At 60.2% G+C, this 24,972-nt stretch carries 23 protein-coding genes; 12 read left to right on the plus strand and 11 right to left on the minus strand.

What is annotated here, in order from left to right:
• The first annotated feature begins 131 nt into the window (after window positions 1-131).
• Complete coding sequence (locus Q4S41_RS04910) at window positions 132-1,685, plus strand: GH3 auxin-responsive promoter family protein (RefSeq protein WP_305029996.1); 1,554 nt, start codon at window positions 132-134, stop codon at window positions 1,683-1,685.
• A gap of 144 nt (window positions 1,686-1,829) precedes the next feature.
• Window positions 1,830-2,039: a hypothetical protein gene (locus tag Q4S41_RS04915; RefSeq protein WP_305029997.1), complete on the plus strand. Its 210-nt coding sequence runs from the start codon at window positions 1,830-1,832 to the stop codon at window positions 2,037-2,039.
• Window positions 2,040-2,101: 62 nt separating this feature from the next.
• Here Q4S41_RS04915 and Q4S41_RS04920 read toward each other — a convergent pair whose 3' ends face one another.
• Window positions 2,102-2,884 carry a TIGR00266 family protein gene (locus Q4S41_RS04920; protein WP_305029998.1) on the minus strand — a complete coding sequence of 261 codons (783 nt, stop codon included), beginning with the start codon at window positions 2,882-2,884 and terminating at the stop codon, window positions 2,102-2,104.
• A gap of 153 nt (window positions 2,885-3,037) precedes the next feature.
• Here Q4S41_RS04920 and Q4S41_RS04925 point away from each other — a divergent pair, with 153 nt between their 5' ends.
• Entirely contained in the window at window positions 3,038-3,646 is a 609-nt protein-coding gene (locus Q4S41_RS04925) for a toxin-antitoxin system YwqK family antitoxin (protein ID WP_305029999.1), read from the plus strand.
• A gap of 11 nt (window positions 3,647-3,657) precedes the next feature.
• On the opposite strand, the gene Q4S41_RS04930 is transcribed toward Q4S41_RS04925, so the two are convergent.
• From Q4S41_RS04930 to Q4S41_RS04960, 7 genes are all read right to left on the minus strand, one after another.
• Complete coding sequence (locus Q4S41_RS04930) at window positions 3,658-4,053, minus strand: hypothetical protein (protein ID WP_305030000.1); 396 nt, start codon at window positions 4,051-4,053, stop codon at window positions 3,658-3,660.
• 164 nt (window positions 4,054-4,217) lie between these two features.
• Window positions 4,218-5,768, minus strand: coding sequence for a glutamate--tRNA ligase (gene gltX / locus Q4S41_RS04935; protein ID WP_305030001.1), 1,551 nt, complete (start codon window positions 5,766-5,768; stop codon window positions 4,218-4,220).
• A gap of 155 nt (window positions 5,769-5,923) precedes the next feature.
• On the minus strand, window positions 5,924-6,115 hold the full coding sequence (locus Q4S41_RS04940) for a hypothetical protein (RefSeq protein WP_305030002.1): 192 nt from the start codon (window positions 6,113-6,115) through the stop codon (window positions 5,924-5,926).
• 59 nt (window positions 6,116-6,174) lie between these two features.
• Window positions 6,175-6,558, minus strand: a complete 384-nt coding sequence (locus Q4S41_RS04945) for a RidA family protein (RefSeq protein WP_305030003.1) — start codon at window positions 6,556-6,558, stop codon at window positions 6,175-6,177.
• A 129-nt stretch (window positions 6,559-6,687) separates the two neighbouring features.
• Window positions 6,688-8,523 carry a glutamine--fructose-6-phosphate transaminase (isomerizing) gene (gene glmS / locus Q4S41_RS04950; RefSeq protein WP_305030004.1) on the minus strand — a complete coding sequence of 612 codons (1,836 nt, stop codon included), beginning with the start codon at window positions 8,521-8,523 and terminating at the stop codon, window positions 6,688-6,690.
• 89 nt (window positions 8,524-8,612) lie between these two features.
• A complete protein-coding gene (locus tag Q4S41_RS04955) occupies window positions 8,613-10,163 on the minus strand; it encodes a DUF4270 family protein (protein ID WP_305030005.1) in 1,551 nt (516 codons plus the stop codon).
• A complete protein-coding gene (locus Q4S41_RS04960; protein WP_305013620.1) occupies window positions 10,147-10,959 on the minus strand; it encodes a glycogen/starch synthase in 813 nt (270 codons plus the stop codon). Before Q4S41_RS04960 ends, Q4S41_RS04955 begins: the two co-directional genes overlap by 17 nt.
• Before the next feature lie 118 nt (window positions 10,960-11,077).
• Between Q4S41_RS04960 and panC the strand changes: the two genes are divergently transcribed.
• The 6 genes from panC to Q4S41_RS04990 all read left to right on the plus strand — a co-directional run bounded on the left by panC (window position 11,078) and on the right by Q4S41_RS04990 (window position 18,177).
• Entirely contained in the window at window positions 11,078-11,923 is an 846-nt protein-coding gene (gene panC / locus Q4S41_RS04965; protein ID WP_305030006.1) for a pantoate--beta-alanine ligase, read from the plus strand.
• A 94-nt stretch (window positions 11,924-12,017) separates the two neighbouring features.
• Window positions 12,018-13,070, plus strand: a complete 1,053-nt coding sequence (locus Q4S41_RS04970) for a lysylphosphatidylglycerol synthase transmembrane domain-containing protein (RefSeq protein ID WP_305030007.1) — start codon at window positions 12,018-12,020, stop codon at window positions 13,068-13,070.
• Window positions 13,071-13,141: 71 nt separating this feature from the next.
• Window positions 13,142-13,621, plus strand: coding sequence for a D-glycero-beta-D-manno-heptose 1-phosphate adenylyltransferase (rfaE2, locus tag Q4S41_RS04975; protein ID WP_305030008.1), 480 nt, complete (start codon window positions 13,142-13,144; stop codon window positions 13,619-13,621).
• Window positions 13,622-13,648: 27 nt separating this feature from the next.
• Window positions 13,649-14,326, plus strand: a complete 678-nt coding sequence (locus Q4S41_RS04980) for a zinc metallopeptidase (protein WP_305030009.1) — start codon at window positions 13,649-13,651, stop codon at window positions 14,324-14,326.
• A gap of 257 nt (window positions 14,327-14,583) precedes the next feature.
• A complete protein-coding gene (locus Q4S41_RS04985) occupies window positions 14,584-15,195 on the plus strand; it encodes a helix-turn-helix transcriptional regulator (protein WP_305030010.1) in 612 nt (203 codons plus the stop codon).
• 102 nt (window positions 15,196-15,297) lie between these two features.
• Window positions 15,298-18,177 carry a hypothetical protein gene (locus Q4S41_RS04990; RefSeq protein WP_305030011.1) on the plus strand — a complete coding sequence of 960 codons (2,880 nt, stop codon included), beginning with the start codon at window positions 15,298-15,300 and terminating at the stop codon, window positions 18,175-18,177.
• 206 nt (window positions 18,178-18,383) lie between these two features.
• Here Q4S41_RS04990 and ettA read toward each other — a convergent pair whose 3' ends face one another.
• Entirely contained in the window at window positions 18,384-20,048 is a 1,665-nt protein-coding gene (gene ettA, locus Q4S41_RS04995) for an energy-dependent translational throttle protein EttA (RefSeq protein WP_305030012.1), read from the minus strand.
• Between the two features lie 273 nt (window positions 20,049-20,321).
• Here ettA and Q4S41_RS05000 point away from each other — a divergent pair, with 273 nt between their 5' ends.
• The 3 genes from Q4S41_RS05000 to Q4S41_RS05010 all read left to right on the plus strand — a co-directional run bounded on the left by Q4S41_RS05000 (window position 20,322) and on the right by Q4S41_RS05010 (window position 22,758).
• Window positions 20,322-21,638: a DUF349 domain-containing protein gene (locus tag Q4S41_RS05000; protein WP_305030013.1), complete on the plus strand. Its 1,317-nt coding sequence runs from the start codon at window positions 20,322-20,324 to the stop codon at window positions 21,636-21,638.
• Window positions 21,639-21,740: 102 nt separating this feature from the next.
• Complete coding sequence (locus Q4S41_RS05005) at window positions 21,741-21,962, plus strand: DUF2795 domain-containing protein (protein WP_035561220.1); 222 nt, start codon at window positions 21,741-21,743, stop codon at window positions 21,960-21,962.
• A 37-nt stretch (window positions 21,963-21,999) separates the two neighbouring features.
• Entirely contained in the window at window positions 22,000-22,758 is a 759-nt protein-coding gene (locus Q4S41_RS05010; RefSeq protein ID WP_305030014.1) for an ABC transporter ATP-binding protein, read from the plus strand.
• An 8-nt stretch (window positions 22,759-22,766) separates the two neighbouring features.
• Here the strand turns inward: Q4S41_RS05010 and Q4S41_RS05015 are convergent, their stop codons facing one another.
• Window positions 22,767-23,963 carry a lycopene cyclase family protein gene (locus tag Q4S41_RS05015; protein ID WP_305030015.1) on the minus strand — a complete coding sequence of 399 codons (1,197 nt, stop codon included), beginning with the start codon at window positions 23,961-23,963 and terminating at the stop codon, window positions 22,767-22,769.
• A 125-nt stretch (window positions 23,964-24,088) separates the two neighbouring features.
• On the minus strand, window positions 24,089-24,832 hold the full coding sequence (locus Q4S41_RS05020) for an LOG family protein (RefSeq protein WP_305030317.1): 744 nt from the start codon (window positions 24,830-24,832) through the stop codon (window positions 24,089-24,091).
• Window positions 24,833-24,972 lie beyond the last annotated feature (140 nt).

The following is a 24,972-nucleotide window of genomic DNA, read 5'->3' on the forward strand; positions in this document are numbered from 1 at the left end:
CATGCTGAGCGCAGCCGAAGCATCTCTACCGCCGGAGTAATCCAATCGAAAGGATTTACTATTGTGGTAGAGATGCTTCGGCTGCGCTCAGCATGACGGTCCTCTCGCTTTCCCAAATCACACCCTAACGCATGCTCGACCAGCTCCTCGCCCGCGCCGTTCAATGGAGCAGCCTGCCCCGGCTGGCCCGCGTGCGCGAGCAGCCCGAGAAGCTGCAAAGCCAGTTGCTGGCCCACCTGCTGCGCCAGGCCAAAGACACCGAATGGGGCCGCCGCTATGGCTACCGGGAGCGCCCGACGGCCCCCGAGTTCGGCCGCCGCGTGCCCGTGAGCACCTACGAGGAACTCTACCCCGAGCTGGAAAAGGTGCTGCGCGGCCGTCCCGACGTGCTGTGGCCCGGCCGGCCGCAGTGGTTTGCCAAGAGCAGCGGCACCACTAACGCCCGCAGCAAGTTCATCCCCGTCACCGCCGAGGCCCTGCGCGACTGCCACTACCGCGCCGGCCGCGATATGCTGGCCCTGAGCACGCACCTCTACCCCGGGGAGCGGCTGCTGGCTGGCAAAACGCTCTCGCTAGGCGGGGCGCACGCGGCCAACCCCTTTCGGCCCGAGGAGCCGGCCTCGCGCACCGGCGATGTGTCGGCCGTCATCATGGCGCAGCTGCCCAGTTGGGCCGAGGGGCTGCGCACGCCCCCGCTGCACCTGGCGCTGCTGGACGAGTGGGAAGAAAAAATCGAGCGCATTGCCCACCACGTGCTGCGCCAGGATGTGCGCGTGCTGGCCGGCGTGCCCACCTGGATGGTGGTACTGCTGCGCCGCGTGGTGGCCCTGGCCGGGGCCGACAACATCACCCAAGTATGGCCGCAGCTGCGGCTGTTTCTGCACGGGGCCGTGGCCTTCGGGCCCTACCGCGAGCTGTTCCGCCAGCTCATTCCCGATGCGCGCATGCGCTACCTCGAAATCTACAATGCCTCGGAAGGCTACTTCGCCCTGCAGGACCAGCCCGACAGCGAAGACCTGCTGCTGTTGCTCGACCACGGCATCTACTACGAATTCCTACCTGCCGACCAGTGGAACAGCGCCCACCCCCAGCCCGTGCCGCTAGCCGAAGTGGAGCTCCACCGGCCCTATGCCCTGGTCATCAGCACCAACGCCGGGCTGTGGCGCTACCTAGTGGGCGATACCGTGCGATTCACCTCGCGGGCGCCTTATCGGGTGCGCATCACCGGGCGCACCAAGCACTTCCTCAATGCCTTTGGCGAAGAAGTCGTGATTGAAAACGCCGAAGCCGCCGTGGCCGCCGCCAGCCGGGCCACAGGCGCAGCCGTGCGCGATTTCACCGCCGCGCCCGTCTGGTTCGCGGCTGGCGACGCCGCCTCGCGCGGGGGACACGAGTGGGCGGTGGAGTTTGCTTCGGCCCCGGCCCGGCCCGATTTGGACCGTTTCGGGGCCGTGCTCGACGCCACGCTTTGCGAACTCAATTCGGACTACGCGGCCAAGCGCCACCGCAGCCTGGCTCTGGCGCCGCCGCAGCTGCGCGCCGTGCCCGTGGGCACGTTTGAGGCGTGGCTGGCCGGACAGGGCAAGCTGGGCGGCCAGCACAAAGTGCCGCGCCTGCTCAACACCCGCGACGTGCTGGAAGCTGTGCTGCGAACGGCCTCCCAGGTCATCAGGCAGGGTCGCTAAGCGCTTGCTGCTGAATAAACCAACTGCGCTGGCAGAGTGAAAACGAGCATTGGTCGAGGCAGATGGCATATTCCGCCGAATGCTTTTCCACGCAAGCAATGGAATTAACGAATATGTAGTAATATTACCGTAATATTCCTGCCTATGTCCAATGTTACTCAAATTCCGTCGGCACGTAAAACGGCGTATAAACGCCCGTATAAAAGCCGCAGCCAGCGCCGGGAAAGAGACCGCCGCAAGCACGACGAGTCGAAAGACGTCAAATTCTTGATGCGCGTCGGCGTTGCCGTGGGACTGCTCATTGCCGTGGCCGTGGCTTTTGCCGTGCAGGGCATGGGCGAAGCCGGCTTGTAGGTTTCGTCAACTTCGTCGTTCGGGATGAGCAAAGTGGGGCCGACGCTAAGCCAGCCCTTATTTTACTCGTCCAGCATGCCGCCGAGCAGCCCGCCCAGCACGGAACCGCTTTCCTTCTGGGCATTGCCGCCGGACGGCGCCAGGGCCCGAATCAGCTTCTTAACGGGCATCGACTGTATCCAGACGCGGCCGGTGCCGCGCAGGGTGGCCAGCAATAGACCCTCGCCGCCAAATATCATCGATTTGAGGCCGCCGGCCCGGGCCACGCTGAAATCAATGCCGGGCTCGAAGGCCACCACGCAGCCGGTGTCCACGCGCAGCAGCTCGTTGTTGAGCCGCTTCTCAATGATGGTGCCGCCGGCGTGCACGAAGGCTTTGCCGTCGCCGGTAAGCTTTTGGAGGATGAAGCCCTCGCCGCCAAACAGGCCAGCCCCGAATTTCTGGTTGAAGTGCAGGCTGATTTTGGTGCCGCGGGCCGCGGCCAGGAAGCCGTCTTTCTGCACGATGAGCCCACCGGGCATCTCGCCTAAGTTGATGGGAATGATGGTGCCGGGGTAGGGCGCCGAAAACGCCACCCGGCTTTTGCCGTAGCCGCCGCGGTGCGTGAAGTGCGTGAGAAACAACGACTCGCCGGTGATGAGGCGGGTGCCGGCCGAAAACAGCTTGCCCATGAAGCCTTGGTCGGGCTCGGAGCCGTCGCCCATCTTGGTTTCGAAGGCGATGCCTTCTTCCATGTACACCATGGCGCCGGCCTCGGCAATAACGGTTTCGTTGGGGTCGAGCTCAATTTCCAGCACCTGGATATCGGAGCCGAGAATGCGGTAGTCAACGTCGTGGGAGTGCATGGCGCAGAAAGAAAGGGTTGGTGCCGCCAAAGATAGGAGCAGGCCCGAAGTAGCACCGAAAAAACTTCTACCGCGGCCTCACAATATTTCGGCGGGCTTGCGTTAGAAAAGAGTTTCAACTAAATTTATAGTTAAACTCAATTCCTTCAGCTTATGCGTCTTTCCCGCTTGTTGCTCCTGTGCGGCCTCGTTGCCCTGCTGGGCGCCTGTGCCAGCTCAAAGTCCTCCAGCCAATATGGCCGGCGCGGCTTTTGGCGCCCCAACCACTTCGACGGCAAGGGCCGCGAAAATGGCCGCTGGCGCACCTATTACGACGACGGCAAAAAGCAGCCTTTCACCACGGGCCGCTACCGCCACGGCCGGCCCATCCGCACCTTCAACTATTACAGCCCCACCGGCCAGCTCGACCACACTGAGCAATACCAAAAAGACGGTCTGTGCGAGGTGACTTACTGGCACCCCGACGGTCAGATGGCCCGAAAAGGCTCCGCCCAATGGGTGACCGGCAAGGGCAAGACCCCGCGCTTCTACTGGTACGGCCAGTGGACGAGTTACACGCCTGCCGGCCAAATCACCGACGTGCAAACCTATACCGATGGCACCATCACGCGCGCCGAGAAGTACGAAAATGGCCAGCTTTCCCGCGTCGAAACCTACGAAGGCAACCGAAATACGCGCACCGAGATTTACCAGAACGGCCAGCTGTTCAAAGTCGAAATCTACGAAAAAGGCTTACGCACCGGTACTATCAACACACTGTAGGTCGGTGCGAACTACTCGTCAGCGGGTAGCTCGCTGCGCGTTTCGGCCACTTCCTTATCGGGGTCGTCCACCGATTTTTTGCGTTTGGCCTCGCGGCTGGTGCGCTTCATAAAGTCCTCGTCCGACTCTTCGGGCTCGGGGTTGTGCTCGGCGTCGGCGATGGGGAAGGCTTCGTCCTCCGATTCGTCGGGGGCCGGCTTTTCGCCGAACTGGCCGGCGCGGTCCACCAGCTTTTTATCGCGCACGTGGCGGCCCAGAAACTGGTTGATTTGCTCGATGCTGTAGTTGGAAGTGATTTCGCCTAGCGGATTCACGCCAATCTCAAAGCCTTCCAGTTCTTTATGAACGCGCGCTTTTTTGTCGGGGTCGGAAGCAGATTTTTTGGGCTTGACGGGTTTCTTGGCCATAACAAAGGAAGGTTGGGCAATTTTTATTGACTGCTTTACGCGAATTAGCGCAAGCAGGTAAAGCTTCGAGGCACAAAAAAAGGCCGACCCATTGGTCAGCCTTTTTTTGTGCCCAGCGGGGCAAAATTTAACAACTCGAGCTTTCGTTAAAAAGCCGGGTGGGCTTAGGCTGCGGCGGGCAGCGTGGCCACGGCCGTGCGCAGGCGCTCGGTCACTTCCGGCACGCCCAGAATCACGAGCGTCTCGAACAAGTCGGGGCCGGCGGCGGCGCCCGTCACGGCCACGCGCAGGGCTTGCAGCACCTGGCCGGGCTTGAGGCCCTGGGCCGCCATGGTGTCGTTGAATAAGGTTTTCAGGCCTTCGGCCGAAACTTCGGGGGCGGTGGGCAGCGCTTCGGCGTAGGCCGTGAGGGCGGCGGCTACCGGAGCGTTCCACTTCTTGCTCACCACAGTTTCGTCGTACTCCGTCGGGGCTTGGAAGAAGTATTTGGCCTCTTGCCAGAAATCATTCGGGAAGCTCACCCGCTCCTTCATCACGCCCACAATCTGCTCGGCTTTCTCCTGGCTGCACACAATGGCGTGCTCGTGCAGGGCCGTGAGCAGGTAGGGTGCCAGCTCGGCGTTGGACTTGGCGCGCAGGTAGTGCTCGTTGAACCACTTCACCTTGTTCTGGTCGAACTTGGCCGGCGACTTGCTCACGCGCTCAATCGAGAAGGCCTGAATCAGTTCGTCCATCGAGAAAATCTCCTGCTGCGTACCCGGGTTCCAGCCCAGGAAGGCGAGAAAGTTCACCAGCGCTTCGGGCAGGTAGCCGTCTTCGCGGTAGCCACGGCTCACGGTCGCTTCGCCGGTTTCGGCGTCGGTGCCGTGCCATTCGAGCGGGAATACGGGAAAGCCGAGGCGGTCGCCATCGCGCTTGCTGAGCTTGCCGGTGCCGTCGGGCTTGAGCAGCAGGGGCAGGTGGGCAAACTGCGGCATTGTGCTTTCCCAGCCCAGGTAGCGGTAGAGCAGCACGTGCAGCGGCGCGCTCGGCAGCCACTCCTCGCCCCGGATGACGTGCGAGATTTCCATCAGGTGGTCGTCCACGATGTTGGCCAGGTGATAGGTCGGCATGCCGTCCGACTTCATCAGCACCTTGTCGTCGATGGCCGAGGAATGCACCACCACCCAGCCGCGAATCAAGTCCTGAAAGCGAACTTCCTCTTTACGAGGTACTTTCAGGCGAATCACGTACTGCGCGCCGCCGTCGAGCAGGGCCTTCACCTCGTCCTCGGGCAGGGTGAGGGAGTTGCGCATCTGGGCCCGGGTGATGCTGTTGTACTGCGGGTTGGGCACCTTGGCGGCCTGCAGGCGGGCGCGCATGGCGTCCAACTCCTCGGCTGTGTCGAAGGCGTAGTAAGCGTGTCCGGCTTCGATGAGCTGGTCGGCGTACTGCTTGTACATGGGCTTGCGCTCGCTCTGCTTGTAGGGGCCGTGGGGACCGCCCACGCCCTGGCCTTCGTCAATCACGATGCCCACCCAGGCCAGGGCTTCGAGGATATATTCCTCAGCGCCGGGCACGAAGCGGTTTTGGTCGGTGTCTTCGATGCGGAGGAGCATTTTGCCGCCCAGCTTGCGGGCCAGCAAGTAGTTATACAGGGCCGTGCGCACACCGCCGATGTGCAGCGGGCCGGTAGGGGAGGGCGCAAAGCGCACCCGAACTTCTCTCTCAGTCATAATAGAAAAAAAGCGCGCCCCGGAGTTCGGAACGCGCTGCAAAGGTAAGGCTTGCCGTCTGTCATCCTGAACGCAGTGAAGGACCTTATCACGTTCAATAGCTTGGGCAAATGTGATAAGGCCCTTTCCTGCGTTCAGGATGACAGACACGACAGTTAGTCCCGGTTTTTGAAGCCCAGCCAGAGCACCAGCCCCAGCAGCGTGATGCCGCCCCGAATGGCCCAGGCCACGGCGGGGCCCCACTGCTCAATCCACGTCAGGAAAACGTAGTGAATATTCGGGTTGATGAAGGGCAGCACCAACGAAATGAGCCCAATGATGAGCAGTCCGAGTCCAAGTTCTTTCATGCGAGCGAAGGTTATGGGTTGAAAATGAATGCTTCCCAACGCCCGCGCCGTCCCGGATATTATGCTTCTACGGCAATGCACGAAATTTCCACTTGCACATCGCGCGGTAGGCGCGCTACTTCCACCGTCTCGCGGGCCGGCGCGGTGGCCTCGTCAAAGTAGGAGCCATACACCTGGTTGATGGTCGCAAAGTCGCCAAGGTCCTTCACGAAGATGCTGCACTTCACCACATCGGCCAGCGTGAGGCCGGCGGCGGCGAGGATGGCGGTCAGGTTTTTCAGCACTTGGTGGGTTTGGGCGGTGATGTCTCCCGCCACCAGCTGCCCACCGGCATCGAGCGGAATCTGGCCCGAAACATAGACGGTGTTGCCCGCCTTCACGGCTTGGGAGTAGGGGCCAATGGGGGCGGGGGCCTGGTCGGTAAGAATAATCTGGTGAGCCATGTGGTGAAATGGTGAGGGGTGAAATAATGAGTTTGTGGCCGCAAATAACGCGAAAAGCCGCCCCTGTTTCCAGAAGCGGCTTTAGTGAGGCAAGCTGAAAAAGCTCGCCGTTTCACTCATAATTTACGTCTACTCCACCGTCACCGACTTGGCCAGGTTGCGGGGCTGGTCCACGTTGCAGCCGCGCAGCACGGCAATGTGGTAGCTCAGCAGCTGCAGCGGAATCACCGACACCAGCGGCATCAGCACTTCGCTGGTGTGAGGCACTTCAATCACGTACTCGGCCATGGCCGGAATCACCTTGTCGCCCTCGCTCACGATGGCGATGATGCGGCCTTTGCGGGCCTTCACTTCCTGAATGTTGCTCACCACTTTCTCGTACGAGCTGTCGCGGGTGGCAATCACCACCATCGGCATGTTCTCGTCAATCAGGGCAATAGGGCCGTGCTTCATCTCGGCGGCAGGGTAGCCCTCGGCGTGGATGTAGCTGATTTCCTTGAGCTTGAGCGCGCCTTCCAACGCTACGGGGAAGTTGTAGCCCCGGCCCAGGTACAGGAAGTTGGTAGCATCCTTGAACTCCTCGGCAATTTCCTGAATCTGGGCATCCAGCTCCAGGGCCTTGGTCACTTTGGCCGGAATGGTGTCCAGCTCCACCATCAGTTCGCGTAGCTTGGTGTCGGTGATGGTGCCGCGCTTCTGGCCCATAATCATGGCCAGCAGCGTGAGCACCGTCACCTGCGCCGTGAAGGCTTTGGTGGACGCCACCCCGATTTCGGGGCCGGCGTGGGTGTAAGCGCCGGCGTCGGTGGCGCGGGCAATGCTGCTGCCCACCACGTTGCAGATGCCAAAGATGGTAGCGCCCTTGCTCTTGGCCAGTTCGATGGCGGCCAGCGTGTCGGCCGTTTCACCGCTTTGCGAAATGGCAATCACGATGTCGCGCTCCGTGATAATCGGGTTGCGGTAACGAAATTCCGACGCGTATTCTACCTCCACCGGAATGCGGGCCAGGTCCTCAATGAGGTACTCGGCCACCAAGCCAGCGTGCCAGCTCGTGCCGCACGCCACAATGATGATGCGCTGGGCGTTGATAAACTTCTGCTCGTAGGCGCGGATGCCGCCCATGTTTAGGTGCCCGGCGCCCAACTCCAGGCGGCCGCGCATGGAGTCGAGAATCGAGCGCGGCTGCTCAAAAATCTCTTTCAGCATGAAGTGCGGGTAACCGCCTTTCTCGATGCTGTCCAGCTCCAGCTCCAGCTTCTGGATGTAGGGAATCTGGCTCACATCCTCTTTCGAGCGGATTTCCAGCTGCCCGTCGCGAATCACCACGATTTCGTAGTCATTCACATACACCACTTCGTTGGTGTATTCGATGATGGGCGTGGCGTCGGAGGCGATAAAAAACTCGCCGTCGCCAATGCCAATCACCATCGGCGAGCCTTTACGGGCGGCGATGAGTTGGTTGGGGGCATCCTTGCTGAGCACCACAATGGCGTAGGCGCCCACCACCTCATGCAGCGCCAGGCGCACGGCTTCCTCCAGCGAGCAGCTGTTCTGCTTCTGAATCTCCTCAATCAGGTTCACGAATACTTCCGTGTCCGTGTCAGAGTGGAACGTGTGGCCCTGCTGCTGCAGGTGGGTTTTCAGGGCCGCGTAATTCTCAATGATGCCGTTGTGAATGATGGCAATGCGCTCCGAAGTGGAGTAGTGCGGGTGCGCATTCTCATCGTTGGGCTCGCCGTGGGTGGCCCAGCGGGTGTGGCCCATGCCCACGGTGGCGTGGGTGTCTTTTTCAGAAATGTAGGCCTCCAGGTCGCTAACCTTGCCCTTCTTTTTATAAACGTTGAGGTCGCCGTTGAGCAGCGCAACGCCGGCGGAGTCGTAGCCGCGGTATTCGAGACGGTGTAGACCTTTGAGAATGATGGGGCAGGCCTCACGATGGCCCAGGTAAGCAACAATGCCGCACATGGCAGGAATGGTTAAATGCGAAAAAAACGGATAGTCAGGAAGGTCAAATAAACTAAATAAGACCTAAACGGCGCCTGCGGTGAGTCGCACTAGCGCTTGCGCGAATAGTACACGCGCAGGCGAATGTTGTTGGCATCGAGGGCGGCCCGGTTGAGCGACAGCGCACTGGAAGAACGGATGCTGGGCGTCAGTACCAGGTACTTCGGATTCGTGGCCGGGTCGTTGTAGAGGTAGGTTTGCAGGTACGAAGTTACCGGAATGGTGTAGTACGACTGCGCGGCCGCATCCGTAATAACGCCTGTGGCCGGGTTGCCCGTGCCAACGGGGTTCTGGCCATCGGCCTGCACTATCCGCTCGACCGGCACATAGTTGATGGTGCGCTGCAGTACGACGTTATTGGCGTCTACTTCCAGCGCAAACAATTGGCTGGGGTTCGTATACAGCACGTTCGTATACGGCTTGATGGGCACAATCAGCTCAGCGCGGTTGATAACCACACCGCTGGTATCGCTGGATTGGTTGGTGAGCGACTTCAACGTTACGCGGCCCTGCAGGGTCACGCGCGTGGCCAGGCCCGTGCCTTCCTGCGCGTAGCTGGTGCCGCTCAGCGCCGCCGCCGATACGGCCCCCGAACGAGTGGCCAGCGCCGCCAAAGCGGGCGGCAATGCCGTGCTGATGGTGCTGTAGTAGCGCGGGTCGCGCGAGGGAGCCAGCCCGAGGCCACTGAAGGTGGGGCCGAAATAGATGGAATAAACGCGCTTCGGGTACCGGGTGCCGGCAATATGGTAATACACCACAATGCGCGACTTATAGGTCTTGCTGAAGCTTACAATGCTGCCGGCATGGCTGGCATTGGGCAGAATGGCGATGCCTTTGAGCTTCGTGTCAAGCCGGGGCTGCGAAAACCCGGAAGTTTTGAAGTCATTAAACAAGTCGTCGAAAAACGGCGAGGGCACAGCGGTTACTGCCGGCCGGGTGCCGGCTGGCACGGCCGTGCGCTGCAACACCAGCCGCACCGTGGGGTCGGGCACGATGGCGGTCACGGCCGGAGTGCCGGCCCGGGTTGAGTTCGCTGTATCGGCCGGCGTCACCACCTGCACTTGGGTGCGGTCGAGGCGGCTGGTCAGGTTTTGGCCCAGGGGCGTCGGGTCGAGGGTTACCAGGGTGTTGCTGTCGTAGCCAGCCTGCCGCTCATCAAGCGGAGCCGCCAGCTTGAATACATCAAACTGCGCGGGCGCCGCTGTGCTGCCATACACGCGGTCGAAGCCCGCCACCAGCACCACAGAGTCGAGCTGGGGCGTGTTGAGCCCGGCGGGCAGCGAGTCCGTCGGAATACCGCCGGTGGCCGTAATGACGGTGTTGATGCTGCCCGCATCGATGACGTTGGAGTACGTGCCCGCGGTGGTGGTGCCGGCCACGTTATCGGCTAGGCGTCCCACCATAAAATGGTCGCCTTTAAGTGTTTGCACCGACGGGAGCCGCACGGTGGCCACTTCCAGCGGAATGTCTTTGTAGGAAGTGTTGACGGCCGTTGTTTCGGGCAGGTCCACGTTCAGGTCGGTGCCCTTGTCGCAGCCGACAAGCACCGCCAGGGCGGCTACGGCAACGAGGGGAGCACAGCGGCTAGTTAGCCAATTCATTGTACAGGGCTAGGTAAGAAGAGTGCAGGTTTTCATCGGTGGCTACCTGGCTGAGCTTGTTGTGCAGGGCGTATTCGTGAAACATGCCGTTCATGTTTTCGCTGAAGTCCTCGTCGGACCGCACCACGGTGTCAGCATACTCCATGCCCATTTTGATGAAACCGCTGAAATCGGCGGTTTTCAGCGAGGCCAGCATCTGGTCGTCGATGTCGAGCATCTTCGCTTTTTCCAGAATGTTGCCCTCAAATTTGTCGTCGAACTCGTTGTTATAAATCGAGAACACCGACTTGGCGTCCTTGAACACCGGGTCTTTCTTGTAGGTCGTCTTCAGGTAGAGCGGAATCAGGCCCGTCATCCAGTCGGAGCAGTGCACGATGTTGGGCGACCAGCCCAGCTTCTTTACCGTCTCGAGCACACCTTTGCAAAAGAAGATGGCGCGCTCGTCGTTGTCGGCGTAAAACTTATCATTTTTGTCGACCAAAGCCGACTTGCGGTGGAAATAATCTTCGTTGTCGATGAAGTACACCTGCAGCTTGGCCGTCGGGATAGAAGCCACTTTAATCACCAAGGGCTTTTCGTCGTCGCCCACGGCGATGTTGATGCCCGAGAGGCGCACTACCTCGTGCAACCTATTTTTGCGTTCGTTGATAATGCCGAAACGAGGCACGAAAATGCGAATTTCGCAGCCCATCTCCTGCATGCTGGCGGGTAGGCGCCGGAGCATTTCAGCCACTTTCGTGGTCTGCAGAAACGGGTCAATTTCGGTGGCCGCGTAGAGGATTCGTAGCTTCGACATAAGGGATTATTGAAGAGAATGGGACAAGGCCATACTATGGGTGCACAAAATTAAACAATTTTGAGCGGAAAATCAATAAAACCTACTCCGGGGGCCGTTCAATTGGCCGCCTTTCTTTATGCAGATACTCAATACCGCCGCCGCGTTGCACGCCTTCACCGAACATGCCCGCCAGACCGGCCAGCGCGTGGGCCTGGTGCCCACCATGGGTGCCCTCCACGATGGGCACCTGCAACTGGTGCAGGCTGCCCGCGCCGAGTGCAACGAAGTAGTGGCCAGCATTTTTGTTAATCCCACGCAGTTCAACAACGCCGAGGATTTCCGGCTCTACCCGCGGGTGCCGGAGGCCGATGCGGCCCTGCTGGCGCCGGCCGGCTGCACGGCTTTGTTCGTGCCGTCGGTGGAGGAAATGTACCCCCAGCCCACGGTGCTGCGCTTCGATTTTGGCGACCTGGAACGGGTGATGGAAGGGGCACACCGGCCCGGTCATTTCAACGGCGTGGCCACGGTGGTGAGCAAATTGTTCCACATGGCCCGGCCGCACCGCGCTTATTTTGGGCAGAAGGACTGGCAACAGGTGGCTATCATCCGGCAGCTGGTGGCCGACTTGTCGTTCGACCTGGAAATCGTGACCTGTCCTACCATCCGGGAGGCCGACGGGCTGGCCATGTCGTCGCGCAACCGGCGGCTCGATGCGACGGCCCGGGCCGTGGCGCCGCTGCTGCACCAGGTGCTGGAGGCGGCTGCGGCCCAGGTGCGCCAAGGCGTGCCCCCCGCCCAGGTGAAAGCCGCCGCCGAAGCTACCCTCGCCCGCGAGCCCCTGCTGACGCCCGAGTACGTGGAAGTGGCCGATGCCCAAACCCTGCAGCCGCTGCAAGCCTACGCCGCCGGCCGGGCCGTGGTGCTGTGCCTGGCCGCCCACTTGGGCGGGGTGCGGCTGATTGATAACGTGGTGGTGGACTAAGCACTGGCGGAAGCCGACAAAGCGGGGCGCAAGTCGTTTTATCTTTGCCGGGATTTTTTTCTTCGGCGCTAGCTGCTATTCAGTCGACTTTCTATTGAAAACGTTTTTCACGGTTCTTAAATACGCCCTGCTGCTCAGCATCTCGGGGGCGCTGATGTGGTATGCGGTGCGGGGGCAGGACCTCTCGCGCATTGGCCACTACATTGCCACGGCCAACTATTTCTGGCTGGCCATCACGCTCTCGCTCTCCGTGCTGGGCTACTTCAGCCGGGCCTACCGCTGGCAGATGCAGCTGAAGGCCTCGCAGCATCCGGCGCCTTACTGGGCCGTGTACCACGCTTCTATGGTGGGCAACCTGGCCAACCTGGTGCTGCCGCGCATGGGCGAGGTCATCCGGTGCTCGGTGCTGCGGCGCACGAGCGGCGTGCCGGTGCAGGTGGCCATTGGCACGGTGGTAACGGAGCGGGTGATTGACGTGCTGGTGCTGCTGGGGCTGCTGAGCACGTTGTTGCTGCTCGATTTCAACACCTTCTGGCGCTTCGTGACCACTCAGATACTGGGCGGGAACTACGATGCCCTGGCCCGCAACCGTACGCCCTTGCTCATTGCGGCCGTGGTGGGGGCGGTGCTGCTGCTCACGGTGGGGTACGCGCTGTTTCGCAACCTAGAACGGCTGCGGCAGAACGCCATTTTCAACAAAGCCATTTTGTTTGTGAAAGGCCTGCTGGCGGGCGTGTTCAGCGTGCTGAAGCTGGAAAACAAGTGGCTGTTTCTGTTCCACACCATTTTCACGTGGGTGGTGTACTACCTGATGGATTACCTGGCCTTCTTCTGCTTCCCCGAAACCTACAACCTGGACATGCGCGCCGGCCTGGCCGTGCTCACGTTTGGGGCGTTTGGCATGGCGGCGCCGGTGGCGGGCGGCATCGGGCCGTTTCACGTGCTGGTGCAGGGCGTACTCATCGTGTACGGCATCAGCAAAGAAGCCGGCATTGCCTACGCGCTGGTGGTGCACGGCGCCCAAACGCTGCTGGTGGTACTCATGGGTGGCATCAGCTTCGTGGCCGTGGCCGCCGCCGACAAGGGCAGCGTGCTGACCGAAGCCGAAGCCCTGGCCGACGAGCCGCTTACTACGGAGGAGGTTTAAGGGTTGAATGGGCGAATGGACACGGGAACCATGCACCTATTCGCCCATTCACCCATTCACTTATTGATTTTATGTGGACAAAAGATAAAATTCTGAGCCGGGCGCAACTGCCGGCCACCGTGGCTGCCTGGCGGGCGCAGGGCCGCAAAGTGGTGTTTACCAACGGCTGCTTCGATTTGCTGCACCTCGGCCACGTCGACTATCTGGAGCAGGCCCGGCACCTGGGCGATGCCTTGGTGGTGGGCCTGAATACCGATGCTTCGGTGGGCGCACTCAAGCCCGGCCGGCCCATTCAGGACGAGGATGCGCGGGCCCGGATACTGGCCGCGCTGGCCTTTGTCGATGCCGTGGTGCTGTTTGGCGAGCCCACGCCGCTGGCCCTCATCGAGCTGGTGCAACCCGATGTGCTGGTGAAGGGCGACGACTATGCCATCGACGGAATTGTGGGGCACGAGTTGGTGTTGAACAGGGGCGGGCAGGTACTCACCGTGCCGTTGGTGCCCGGGTATAGTACCTCGCGCATCGTGGAGCGCATTTTGCACACCACGTAGCCGTTCTCACTTTTTCTTTTTTCAGCCATGTATTTCCTGTTGATTTTGCTGATGCTCGTTAGCATGGGCATTCAGTGGCGTCTGCGCAGCAAGTTCAAGCAATACGCCCAAGTGGGGCTGCATGCCAACTTGTCCGGCGCGCAGATTGCCGAGCTCATGCTGGCCGACCACGGCATCACCGACGTGCGCATCATCAGCACTGAGGGCCGCCTCACCGACCATTACAACCCCGCCGACAAAACCGTGAACCTGAGCGAAGGCGTGTACGCCGAGCGCAGCGCCGCCGCGGCCGCCATCGCCGCCCACGAGTGCGGCCACGCCGTGCAGCACGCCACCGCCTACTCGATGCTGCAGTTCCGCTCGGCCATGGTGCCGGCTCTGAGCGCCGTATCTACCTATATGCCGTGGATTTTGCTGGCCGGCGTGTTCATGATTAACCGCTCACTGATTCCGCTGGGCGTGGGCATTGCGCTGTTTTCGCTCACCACGCTCTTCTCGTTCGTCACGCTGCCCGTCGAGTTCGATGCCTCGCGCCGGGCCTTGGCTTGGATGGACAAGCGCGGCGTGGTGACCGTGCAGGAGCACGCCATGGCCAAGGATGCCCTGTGGTGGGCAGCCATGACGTACGTGGTAGCCGCCATCAGCTCGCTGGCCACCCTGCTGTATTACGTGAGCATTTTCATGAGCGGTAACCGGCGTAATTAACGTCTGGTCACCGTATTAGAGGTTCGAAAGGCCGTCGCTCCGCATCTGGAGCGGCGGCCTTTTTTGTTGGCCAAAATCAAGGCTACTACTCCTGCCTGCTAACTGCTAAATAAATACAAGTAATAATATAATATTGTAATTATTGATAATCCAATTGTAATTTATATTTTGCAGTCGCCTTTCTAGTTCTCGGACCCATGCTGCCGCCCTTTCCCGGCGCATTACAGGCTTGGAGTCTGCTTTTTTCTGCCATTGTCATGACTGTTTCTACCCCAACGGCCCTGGTGGCGGCCGCGCCTACGCTCTTTCGGCAAGGCTTGCTGACGGTTTTGCGCGGCCAGTGCCCCGAGTTAGTCATTACCCTCGCGGCCGATGCTGCGCAGGTGGAGGAACTGCTGGCGCACCACACCTTTGGGCTGTTCGTGCTCGAAGGCGCCCTGCCGGGGCTCAACCTACACCAACTGCTCGACCACCTGCACCGCACCCGTCCCTTGCAACGCCTGCTGGTGCTGGCTGACCCGTCTATTATGGCACCGAACAGCCATTGGCGGTCCCACCCTGATGTGCAGATGCTCGTGCCCAGCCAGGTTCCTCCGCACGCGCTGGCCGCTGCCCTTGCGCCTTGGCTGACGGCCCGGCCTGCCGTTCGGGTGGTGCCGTCCTATGCCCTCGGGGCTCGTTTCAGCCGCCGCGAGTTGGAAGTATTGCGCCTGGTGGTCGAGGATTGTTGCAACGAGGAAATTGCCAACCGCTTGTTCATCAACGTCCGGACTGTGGAATCGCACCGGCGCAATCTGTTGCAGAAGGCCGGCACCCGCACGTTGGTGGGCCTGGCGGCGCGGGCAGTACGGGAGGGCTGGGTGGCGTGACGCGTTTTCAGTGTTGGCACTGATGCACACGGGATGAACAAAGGGGAGTTTTGCTGACGACGCTTTGCTGCGCGCCACAGTGAATTTTCTCCTGTCATTTTCATGCTTATTTCCGGTGTCATGGTGCTACAAATACCTGAAAACAAATGCAAACCCAAGAATTGCAACCGGCTCTGCACCCATTTGCCGAAGCGGTTTGCGCAGCGTGTTCGCTGCTTGCTATGGATTTGCCTGCTTAGCGGCAACGCAATGGCGGCTTACGCCCAGCAGGGCGCCAGAAACCAGTCCACAAAAGCAACCAATACCACTAACCCAACGAAAAGGACGCAGCCAAGACCTGCCGCTTCAACTCCTGCAGCCACCCCAACTGCGCCGCCCACTGTGCCAGCAGCACTGCCCCCCTCAACAGAATCCAAACCAACGGGGGCAACGGCACCCACAGCAGCGCCAACAGCCGTTGCCGCGAAAGGAACCAACCAAGGCGGCGCCGCCACGCAGCCCGTTCCGCCACCGGCCATTGAAATAAAATTGACCCTAAATGACCCGTCCAAACCCACTTCTGCCCAAGGAAGCATTGTGCTGACGGCGCCTGCGTCTTTAGGTATCGGTCCCATCTTTATAGATAGTGGAACTACTTTAACGCCAGAGCCGGTACCGTTCGACTCTTATGAATGCACCCCGTATGAACTCGCCGTGCAGGTCTTGAAATCAATCAGGCAAGCAGCGCGTTCCACCGAGCAGACCCGGCAAGCGGTGAAGAAATCGAAGCTGTGGAAGCCCCTGCTTTTACCCCAGCGCAATTTGCTAAGCCGAAAGTTTACCAGCCAGCGGCGGCGCAAACGGGCACAGTTTCTGCGGTCTGCCGAGCTGCAGATTGATAAAATTGTGGGCCGTATGGACTCGGCAAGCAAACAAAATAGCTTACGGCAGGCCGGCGCCATTGCTACCCCTGGGGCAGCCGCCTCTGCCAACCCGGCTCAGCCCCCGGCGGTTGACGCTGCGCAGCCGTCGGTATTATATAGCCGGGAGTTTGTGGTGGCGGCGCGGCCGACCAAGCGCATTCTACAACTCACGATTCAGGACCGCGGCGCGGGAACCGCTGCCCGCAACGAAATGCGCTACATGGTTTGTGCTCGCTACACAACGGACAATGCCAGCCAGTTCGTAAGCATTACTTCCGTAGCCGGCAGTTGCCCACCACAAATGGGGTTTGTCACGGCCAATGTAGCTCTTTCGCAAATGGATAGCCGCGAGCTATTTGTGGAAAAAGTGCGCGCTGGCTTCAACGTGTCGGCCATTGTCCGCATGGATGGGGAGGCGAAAGCCGCCTATAATACCTGGAAGGCGGCTAATGAAAGCCTGTTGCAAAGCTTCGACAAAGAACAGGTGATTCTAGACACCCTCAAAAACCGCCGACTAACCAAGTCGAAACTGGATTTTGCATTGCAAAACCTGGCTGATACAGCCAAAGCAAAGCAGAGCTACACGACCCGGCGCACAACGGTTATCCAAGCCATAGCGCTGAGCAAAACGGACTCGATTGCGGCCCGCACCGCCACAATTGACGCAACCAAGAAAAACCAGACTGCGCTGGATGCCGTCCAGAAGCTGTCGGCCGGAGCAAACCTGCTGCTGGAAAAGACCGATGATTTTGGCGAATTGAACAATGCGCTGCTCGATGCCTACCTCGACTATGCCCGGCAGCAAGAGCGGTATTTACTGGCTCCCAAGGCTGGGGTGGTAGAATTAGAAAAAACCATTGAGGCCTTTCCCCCGCGCGGAACGCGCCCGCGGTATACGTTTCTACTCGATTCGGTGCAGATGGAAGTGGAAGACGGGCACATGATGAACCTCAAAGCTACGGGTACGCTCGATGATGGGCAGCCGGTAGTTTTTGAAACCTATGCTCCCATTGGGCTCTCGTCCGACCGCGACCTGAACCGGGAGTGGCGTCGGCAGCGCCTGCAGTCTCAGTACCCGATTAAAAACCGGGGCGCCCACCACGAAGATGCTTACATCCGCCTCACCGACCTCATCCGCTACTACCCGGCCCTGGCGCCCGAAGCCGGCGACCGCAGCCCGGCCAACAACGTGTACATTTTTCGCCCAGCCGACCCACTTCCCAAGCGGACCTTGCCTAAAATTGAAACTACTAAAATTCTGCAGGCCCGGCTATATACCGATTTAGCTGGCGTCAAAAGTGACAACCCTAATGGGCTCATACAAGTGGAGGTTTCCAAAAAATTTGTATTCGGCAGTCCTTGGTCAAAGATTTCACCCAACTACCAGTTCCAGGCCCTTAGTTACCTGACGCCTTCATTTTCGCTCAACAAAATTGAGCAGCAAAACCGCTATTTGACGCTGTCCCGCATCAGCCGGGCTCCATTGCTTTATGGAGTGCACACCATTGATTTGCTGCGCTACACTAATCTTCGGATAGGCGTTGATTTAAACCTGTTGGGCGTGCGTTTGCCGCGGTACAAGCTGGATGCTTCACTGGATTTTTCGGCGCATCTCAACCGAGTGGACCTGCGCGATTCGCTGAATCGGCCTGGTGCCCCGGTGCGAGCCCCCTCCGATACCACCCTTAATGTGGCGTCGTACGGGCTGGGCGTGAAGCTACGCATTCGGCCGGATTCGCGCTATGGCCTGCAGCTACGCGTGGGCCTGTACCGATATTCGTTGATTAATGACCGCGAGAACCCCTTGCTCATCCGCCAGAGCCCCGACCCGGTGAGCACACATTCAGCTTACACTTTGCTGGAAAAATACATTTATCAGGGCGTTATCCAGTACGAGATAACGGGTCGGGTAAGCCTATCGCCAAACTCCGAATTATTTATTCGTCCCCAACTCTCGCAGCTTTTGTTTCAGGCCCAACGAACCTATTTCCAATGCCAGTTTGGGTATCAGTTCGATGTTTTTAGCCGGCGGCGAGAAGCTCCTGCTGGTATAGCGTCCCTTTTGCCTAGTGCTCGGTGACGCAACTTTGTGCTATTCACAGGACTTTAGAGGCAAGCAGTTGTCTTTCTGTAAAGACAAGAAAACTCACTGCTTGCTGCAAAAAGAGTTGGCCTTATGTCACCGACTGTCATGCGCAGCATAGGGATGGACAAGCTATGTTCAGGGCAAATGAACGGGCCGCCAGAAGTGCTTCTGGCGGCCCGTTCATTTATAAAAAAGGGGGCTTACCCCAGCTTCTTGTACCGCACGCGCTTCGGCTCCACGTCGCCCAGGCGCTTGCGCTTGGCTTCCTCGTAGTCCGAGAAGTTGCCTTCAAACCACACCACTTCGGAGTCGCCCTCGAAGGCGAGGATGTGCGTGGCCAGCCGGTCCAGGAACCACCGGTCGTGGCTGATGATGACGGCGCAGCCGGCAAAGTTCTCCAGCGCGTCTTCCAGGGCACGGATGGCGTTCACGTCCAGGTCGTTGGTGGGCTCATCGAGCAGCAGTAGGTTGGCGCCTTGCTTGAGCGTCATGGCCAGGTGCACGCGGTTTTTCTCGCCGCCCGAGAGCGAGCCCACTTTCTTCTCCTGGTCGCCGCCGCCGAAGTTGAACTTGCTTACGTAGGCGCGCGAGTTCACCGGCCGGCCGGCCAGCAGCATGGTTTCGGTGCCGCCCGTGATGGTGTCGAACACCGACTTGCTGCCGTCCAGCGTGTCGTGCTGCTGGTCGATGTAGGCCGTCTGCACCGTGGGGCCCACCTCAAAGGTGCCCGCGTCGGGCTGCAGTTGGTCGGTGATGAGGCGGAAGAGGGTGGTTTTGCCCGCGCCGTTCGGCCCGATGATACCCACGATGCCGCCCTGCGGCAGCGAGAAGCTCAGGTTCTCGAACAGCAGCTTGTCGCCGAAGGCTTTGGTGATGCCCTCGGCCTCAATCACCTGGGCGCCCAGGCGCGGGCCGTCCGGAATGAACAGCTCCAGCTTCTGCTCCTTGTCTTTGGCCTCCTCACTAGCCAGCTTGTCGTAGTTGGCAAGGCGGGCTTTGCCCTTGCTCTGGCGGGCTTTGGGCGACATGCGCACCCATTCCAACTCGCGCTGCAGGGTTTTGGCGCGCTTGCTTTCCTGGTTTTCCTCCTGGGCCAGGCGGGCGGTTTTCTGCTCCAGCCAGCTTGAGTAGTTGCCCTTCCACGGAATGCCCGAGCCGCGGTCCAGTTCCAGAATCCAGCCGGCCACGTTGTCGAGGAAGTACCGGTCGTGGGTCACGGCTATTACGGTGCCTTTGTATTGCTGCAGGTGCTGCTCCAGCCAGAGCACGCTTTCGGCGTCGAGGTGGTTGGTGGGTTCGTCCAGCAGCAGCACGTCGGGCTCCTGCAGTAGCAGGCGGCACAGGGCCACGCGGCGCTTCTCGCCGCCCGAGAGGTTGCCGATGACGGCCTCCTGCGGCGGGGTGCGCAGGGCATCCATGGCGCGCTCCAGCTTGCTGTCGAGGTTCCAGGCGTCGAGTTGGTCGAGCCGCTCCTGCACCTTGCCCTGGCGGTCGAGCAGCTTATCAAAATCTGCGTCTTCGGCCCCGAAGGCTTCGTTGATTTCGTCGTATTCCTTCAGCAGGGCCACCGTTTCAGCCGCGCCTTCCTCCACCACCTCGCGCACGGTTTTGGTGGGGTCGAGCTGGGGCTCCTGCTCCAAATAGCCCACCGAGTAGCCCGGCGAAAACACCACTTCGCCCTGAAACTGCTTGTCGACGCCGGCAATGATTTTCAAGAGGCTCGATTTGCCCGAGCCGTTGAGGCCGAGCACCCCAATTTTAGCGCCGTAGAAAAACGAGAGATAGATGTTTTTGAGAACTTGCTTCTGGGGTGGGTAAATCTTACTCACGCCGGCCATGCTGAAGATGATGGTCTGGTCGCTCATGGGGTGGGGAAGGGGCTAATGGACGAATTGCGGACGCAAAGAACGACAAACCCGGCCTTGGGGCCATGCGTGGCCGTCGGCATTTGCGTGCTGCTGGTCGGCCGGGCCCAGCCGTTGGGCCGGGGTTTCTGCCACGTTTCCTTGCTGCTACATCTTTTCATCACGTTTTTCCCGTAAACTTGTAGTCCCTTCCCCATCCACTTTTCAGCCACACCCTCTTCTTTCCACCTCCTCTGTATCTCGCACTCCTACCCACGAGCCCACCTATTTAGTATGGAACCAACTGACCACTTGCTGGCCGAAGCCCAGCGCTACGGTTACGTGGAGGCCGGCGGCGTGTGGCTGCGCCCCGTGCTTGCCCAGCCCGCCCGCCAGATTGGCCTGGTCAAAGACACCGAAGCCGCCGCCCTCCTGTATTTTGCCCAACGCTTCGAAACGTTGCGGGCCAAAGTCGATGAGTTGCTGGCCAAAATGGACGCCAGCGACAACAAAGGCTCCTTCCTGATGAAGGCCCTGCACCTCAAAGAACAGCTGCTGACCTACGACGGCCTCGGCGACTTTGTGGCGCTACACCGCCGCCTTACGGATGCCGAAGAAGCCATTGCGGTAACCGTAGCCCAGAACCGCGAAAAAAACCTGGCCACCAAGCTCGGCTTCATTCAGGACGCCGAAGCCCTGGCCGACACCGTGGAATGGGTATCGGCCAGCGAAAAGGTGAAGGACCTGCGCCAGGGCTGGCTCAAAACCGGCCCCGTCGACAAGGCCCTGGCCGACGAGCTGGAAAGCCGGTTCCAAACGGCAATTCAGGAGTTTTTCGACCGGCGCAAGGCCTTCCAGTCCGATAAGAAGGCCATGACGCTGCGGGTGCAAAACCGCTACCGCGACCTCATTCAGCAAGCCGAAAACCTCAAGAACTCCGACCAGTTCGAAACCACCTCCCGCCAGCTCAAGCAGTTGCAGCAGGCCTGGCGCGAAGTAAACGGCACCTTGCCCAAAAAGCAGGCTTCGGAGCTCTGGACGCGCTTCCGCGCGGCCAACAACCACTTCTTTGAGCGCCTGAAAGCCCACATCGCAGCCCAGCAAGCTGCCGGCGCCGGGGCCGCCGCCACGCCCGAGCAGTTACTGGCCCGCAAGCGTGCCCTTGCCGAGCGCGCCGAAGCCCTCATGGCCGTGCCGCCGCAAGAGGCCATTCACCAGGCCAAGGCCCTACAGGCCGAATGGAAGCAGGTAGGTACCGTGCGGGGCGAAGAGTCGGACCGCATCTGGCAGCGCTTCATGGTGGCGTGTGACAAGATATTCGAGCTCAGTGCCTTGGAGTACCACCTGCGCAAGCGCGCGGCCACCGAAGCCCTGCCCACCAGCCCCGCCGAGCGGGCGCGCTTTCGGGCCAGCACCCTGCGCGAGCTGCTCAAAGACGACCACGCCGAGCTCGAAACCCTGCGCGACAACCTCGACAAGCTCAGCCCCAGCGCAGCCAACGATGCTTTCCGCCAGATGCTGCAAACCAAAGTCCGCTCCTTCGAGCGCAAAATTCGCACGAAAAATGACCTGATTCAGCTTTTCAGCCAGCAAGCGCAAGCCGCCGGCTAAAACTTTGGGCCACGTTTTGCGTTGCCGAAAAGGCCGCTGTTTCAGGCTTGTTTCCTGACCGGAATTTGTTACCTTCGCCAACCTTTTTTTATCCGACTCCCTATGTATTGGACACTCGAATTGGCTTCTTACCTGGAAGATGCCCCCTGGCCCGCCACCAAAGACGAACTGATTGACTTTTCCATCCGCTCGGGTGCGCCCATGGAAGTGGTGGAAAACCTCCAGGCGCTGGAGGACGACGGCCAACCCTACGAAAACATCGAGGAAGTGTGGCCCGACTACCCCACCAAGGAGGACTTCATGTTCAACGAGGACGAGTACTAAAAGTGTTGAGGGTTAAATAATTAACGCTGGATTGTTGATGGACATTAATTCGCCATCTGCCATTCAACTCTCAACCCTCAATATTCAAAACCTGGTTGTGGGCTACCCCGGTAGGGTGCTGGTCCGCAACCTTTTTTTGTGCCTGCCGGCCCCGGCTTTCGTGGCCGTGGTGGGCCACAACGGCAGCGGCAAGACTACCTTGTTTCGGGTGCTCACGGGGCAGCTGCCGTACCAGGGCAGCGTGCAACTGCTGGGGCAGGAAGTGCGCGGCCTGCGCCGGGCCGCCGCTGCGGGCCTGCTGGGCTACCTGCCGCAGCGCGGCAGCCTCGACTTCGCCATTGCCGTGCGCGAACTGGTGGTGATGGGGCGCTACCGCCACCACGGCCTGCTCACCGCCTACGCCCCGGCCGACTACGCCCTGGCCGATGCCGCGCTGGCCCGTGTAGGCATGGCTCACCTGGCTGCCCGCGACTTCACCAAACTATCTGGCGGCGAACAACAATTGGTATGGCTGGCCCAGCTCAGCCTGCAGGATGCCCAGGTCTATCTGCTCGATGAGCCCACCCAGCAACTCGACGTGTACTACCGTCGCCAGGTATTCAGCCTGGTCCACGACTGGGCCACCACGCAGGGCAAAACCGTGCTTTGCAGCACCCACGACCTCGACAACCTACCCGAACTCACCGGCTACCTGCTGAATTTGTCGGAGCCTCAGCCGCAGCTGCGGCCCATCAGCCCGGCCTCGGTGCAGGAAGCGCGCCAGTGGCTGGAGCAGGCACCGGTACGCTTCGCCTAACGGCGCGCCTACGAACGCCTGCCCGGCCGGCCCCGTAGCACCTGCACGATAGAACGCATAAACGGCCACGGCGTCACCGAGTTCATGACGCGGAAATTGTCGGCCCACGAGGTGGTTTCGTCCAGAAAGCGAAAGATGCGCTCCACCGAATTGCGCTCGAACAGTTGGCGGAAAATGTCGCGCGTGGTTTCGCCCCGGCGCTGCATGATGTCGAGCAGCAGGGTATCGAAAAGGCGGAATTGCCACTTGTCGCCGGTCGCATCCAGGGGCGGGTGGCCGGTGCTGGCCAGCGCCTCCACCAGCCGCTGCGAGTGCTGCTGGATGCGCTTGAACGCGTAGCCGGTACTGGGCTTGGCGCGCCCCCCGCGCGTGCCCAGGTTGATGATGTGCGCCCCCTGCCGGGCAGGCAATGGGTGGTCCGTCATCGGAATAGCGCCCACCTCTTCGGCAACTATCCGGTAGGTCTTTAGGCCGAGCGTTGTGCTTAGGTAGTCGCGCAGAGCGGCTTCGTATTCCGCTTTGGGTAATACGTTTTCGGAAAATAAGGTGTACTCTACCAGTGCTTTGCGCGGCCCCTGCGGCAGCACATACATGAAACGTGCTTCGTGGTACTGCTCGCCGCGGAAGTCCATAAATTCCACCGTGGCCGGGTCGAATACGTCCGCGTCGGTTTCTATTTCCCAGCCCACGAAGTGTTGCAGCAGGTAGCGGTGTTTCTCCGGCTGCTTCAGCTTGGCCAGGTCTGGCGGACGGCTATCGAAGGCGTAGCGGGCCGTAAATTCTCCGGCAGAAGTGGTGGCGTGTACACCGGCCGCCGTATTCACCAGCGCGGTCACGCTGCCCTGCTCGAAGCGAAACTGCGGATTGCCGGCCAGCGCACGCCGCACGAAGCGATAATAATCCAGTCCGTTGATAGTTTTGTAACGGTAGCGCCCCAAGTCGATAATCTGCTCAAAGCCAGGGCTTCGGAAGGCAATCCGGCGCCATTCGTGCGCCACAATACCATCGAAAGCCGTCGGCTCATCGGCCCAGAATGACCAGGTCCGGTCGTTCTGGTTTTTTGCCTCAGGTTCGATGAGCAGCACCTTCTTAGTGGCCAGACGCGGCTCCTGCGCAATGTGAAAAGCCAGGCTCAGGCCCGCCGCGCCACCACCCACGATGAAGTAGTCGTAATCCAAAACGGTAGTGGCTGCAGTTGACGACATAAAGCAAAACCCGCCAGCGCGGCGTTCAATGCACGAAGCTAGCCACAAAAAAAGCCGCTCCTGAAGAAGCGGCTTTCCATTGCAATGGTTTCGAAACCGAAGGCATCGCCCACCAAATCCGTGGTCTAGAAGTTCGGCGACAGCAGGTATTTGTGGTAGAAGTCGTCGATGATTTTCACGGCCTCGCTGGCATCGTCCACAATCTGCACCAGGTTCAGGTCCTCGGCCGAAATGTTGTGCTCCTCGTGCAGCATCACGTCCTTAATCCACTGGAACAGGCCGTTCCAATAGGCCGAGCCCACCAACACGATGGGGAAGCGGCTGATTTTCTTGGTCTGAATCAGCGTCATGGCCTCGAACAGCTCATCGAGCGTGCCAAAGCCGCCGGGCATGCCCACGAAAGCCTGCGCGTACTTCACAAACATCACCTTGCGCACGAAGAAGTAGTCGAAATCGATGCACTTGTCCTGGTCGATGTAGATGTTGTGCGTTTGCTCAAAGGGCAGCTCAATGTTGAGTCCCACCGACTTACCACCTTCGGAACGGGCGCCCTTGTTGCCGGCTTCCATGATGCCGGGGCCGCCGCCCGTGATGACGCCGTAGCCGTGGCGCACCAGCTTGGCCGCAATTTCCTCGGCCATCTGATAGTAGGGGTTTTCCGGTTTGGTGCGGGCCGAGCCGAAGATGCTCACACACGGGCCGATTTTGGACATCTTCTCGAAGCCCTCCACGAACTCGGCCATTACCTTGAAAATCTGCCAGCTGTCGGCGATTTTAATCTCGTTCCAGTCCTTGTCCACGAAGGCTTTGCGCAGGCGCTGCTCGTCTTCCAGGGCCATGCCGCTTTCGCCGTTGGTGGTCTGGCGCATCTCCGTGATGGAGGTCAGCTTGTCGTCGTTGACGTTGGGTTGCTTGATGGTTTTGCCGCTGCCGGCATTCAGCATGTCGTCAGCAATTTTGGTTTTGCTGGTCTTGGGTTTTTTCAGCGTAGACATATTATTCAGTTGGG

This window comes from Hymenobacter convexus (assembly GCF_030580955.1).
In the GTDB taxonomy this organism is placed as follows: Bacteria; Bacteroidota; Bacteroidia; order Cytophagales; family Hymenobacteraceae; genus Hymenobacter.

What these genes read in the sequence shown, in the direction of transcription:
- Q4S41_RS05015 (WP_305030015.1), bottom strand. Translation starts at nt 23,963, where the DNA reads ATGTCGTCAACTGCAGCCACTACCGTTTTGGATTACGACTACTTCATC.
- Q4S41_RS04960 (WP_305013620.1), bottom strand. Translation starts at nt 10,959, where the DNA reads ATGTCGAAGCTACGAATCCTCTACGCGGCCACCGAAATTGACCCGTTT.
- Q4S41_RS04940 (WP_305030002.1), bottom strand. Translation starts at nt 6,115, where the DNA reads ATGAAAGAACTTGGACTCGGACTGCTCATCATTGGGCTCATTTCGTTG.
- Q4S41_RS04915 (WP_305029997.1), top strand. Translation starts at nt 1,830, where the DNA reads ATGTCCAATGTTACTCAAATTCCGTCGGCACGTAAAACGGCGTATAAA.
- Q4S41_RS05000 (WP_305030013.1), top strand. Translation starts at nt 20,322, where the DNA reads ATGGAACCAACTGACCACTTGCTGGCCGAAGCCCAGCGCTACGGTTAC.
- panC (WP_305030006.1), top strand. Translation starts at nt 11,078, where the DNA reads ATGCAGATACTCAATACCGCCGCCGCGTTGCACGCCTTCACCGAACAT.
- Q4S41_RS04980 (WP_305030009.1), top strand. Translation starts at nt 13,649, where the DNA reads ATGTATTTCCTGTTGATTTTGCTGATGCTCGTTAGCATGGGCATTCAG.
- Q4S41_RS04945 (WP_305030003.1), bottom strand. Translation starts at nt 6,558, where the DNA reads ATGGCTCACCAGATTATTCTTACCGACCAGGCCCCCGCCCCCATTGGC.
- Q4S41_RS04990 (WP_305030011.1), top strand. Translation starts at nt 15,298, where the DNA reads ATGCTTATTTCCGGTGTCATGGTGCTACAAATACCTGAAAACAAATGC.
- Q4S41_RS05010 (WP_305030014.1), top strand. Translation starts at nt 22,000, where the DNA reads ATGGACATTAATTCGCCATCTGCCATTCAACTCTCAACCCTCAATATT.
- rfaE2 (WP_305030008.1), top strand. Translation starts at nt 13,142, where the DNA reads ATGTGGACAAAAGATAAAATTCTGAGCCGGGCGCAACTGCCGGCCACC.
- Q4S41_RS05020 (WP_305030317.1), bottom strand. Translation starts at nt 24,832, where the DNA reads ATGCGCCAGACCACCAACGGCGAAAGCGGCATGGCCCTGGAAGACGAG.
- Q4S41_RS04925 (WP_305029999.1), top strand. Translation starts at nt 3,038, where the DNA reads ATGCGTCTTTCCCGCTTGTTGCTCCTGTGCGGCCTCGTTGCCCTGCTG.
- Q4S41_RS04920 (WP_305029998.1), bottom strand. Translation starts at nt 2,884, where the DNA reads ATGCACTCCCACGACGTTGACTACCGCATTCTCGGCTCCGATATCCAG.
- Q4S41_RS04930 (WP_305030000.1), bottom strand. Translation starts at nt 4,053, where the DNA reads ATGGCCAAGAAACCCGTCAAGCCCAAAAAATCTGCTTCCGACCCCGAC.
- ettA (WP_305030012.1), bottom strand. Translation starts at nt 20,048, where the DNA reads ATGAGCGACCAGACCATCATCTTCAGCATGGCCGGCGTGAGTAAGATT.
- Q4S41_RS04910 (WP_305029996.1), top strand. Translation starts at nt 132, where the DNA reads ATGCTCGACCAGCTCCTCGCCCGCGCCGTTCAATGGAGCAGCCTGCCC.
- glmS (WP_305030004.1), bottom strand. Translation starts at nt 8,523, where the DNA reads ATGTGCGGCATTGTTGCTTACCTGGGCCATCGTGAGGCCTGCCCCATC.
- Q4S41_RS04985 (WP_305030010.1), top strand. Translation starts at nt 14,584, where the DNA reads ATGACTGTTTCTACCCCAACGGCCCTGGTGGCGGCCGCGCCTACGCTC.
- Q4S41_RS05005 (WP_035561220.1), top strand. Translation starts at nt 21,741, where the DNA reads ATGTATTGGACACTCGAATTGGCTTCTTACCTGGAAGATGCCCCCTGG.
- gltX (WP_305030001.1), bottom strand. Translation starts at nt 5,768, where the DNA reads ATGACTGAGAGAGAAGTTCGGGTGCGCTTTGCGCCCTCCCCTACCGGC.
- Q4S41_RS04955 (WP_305030005.1), bottom strand. Translation starts at nt 10,163, where the DNA reads ATGAATTGGCTAACTAGCCGCTGTGCTCCCCTCGTTGCCGTAGCCGCC.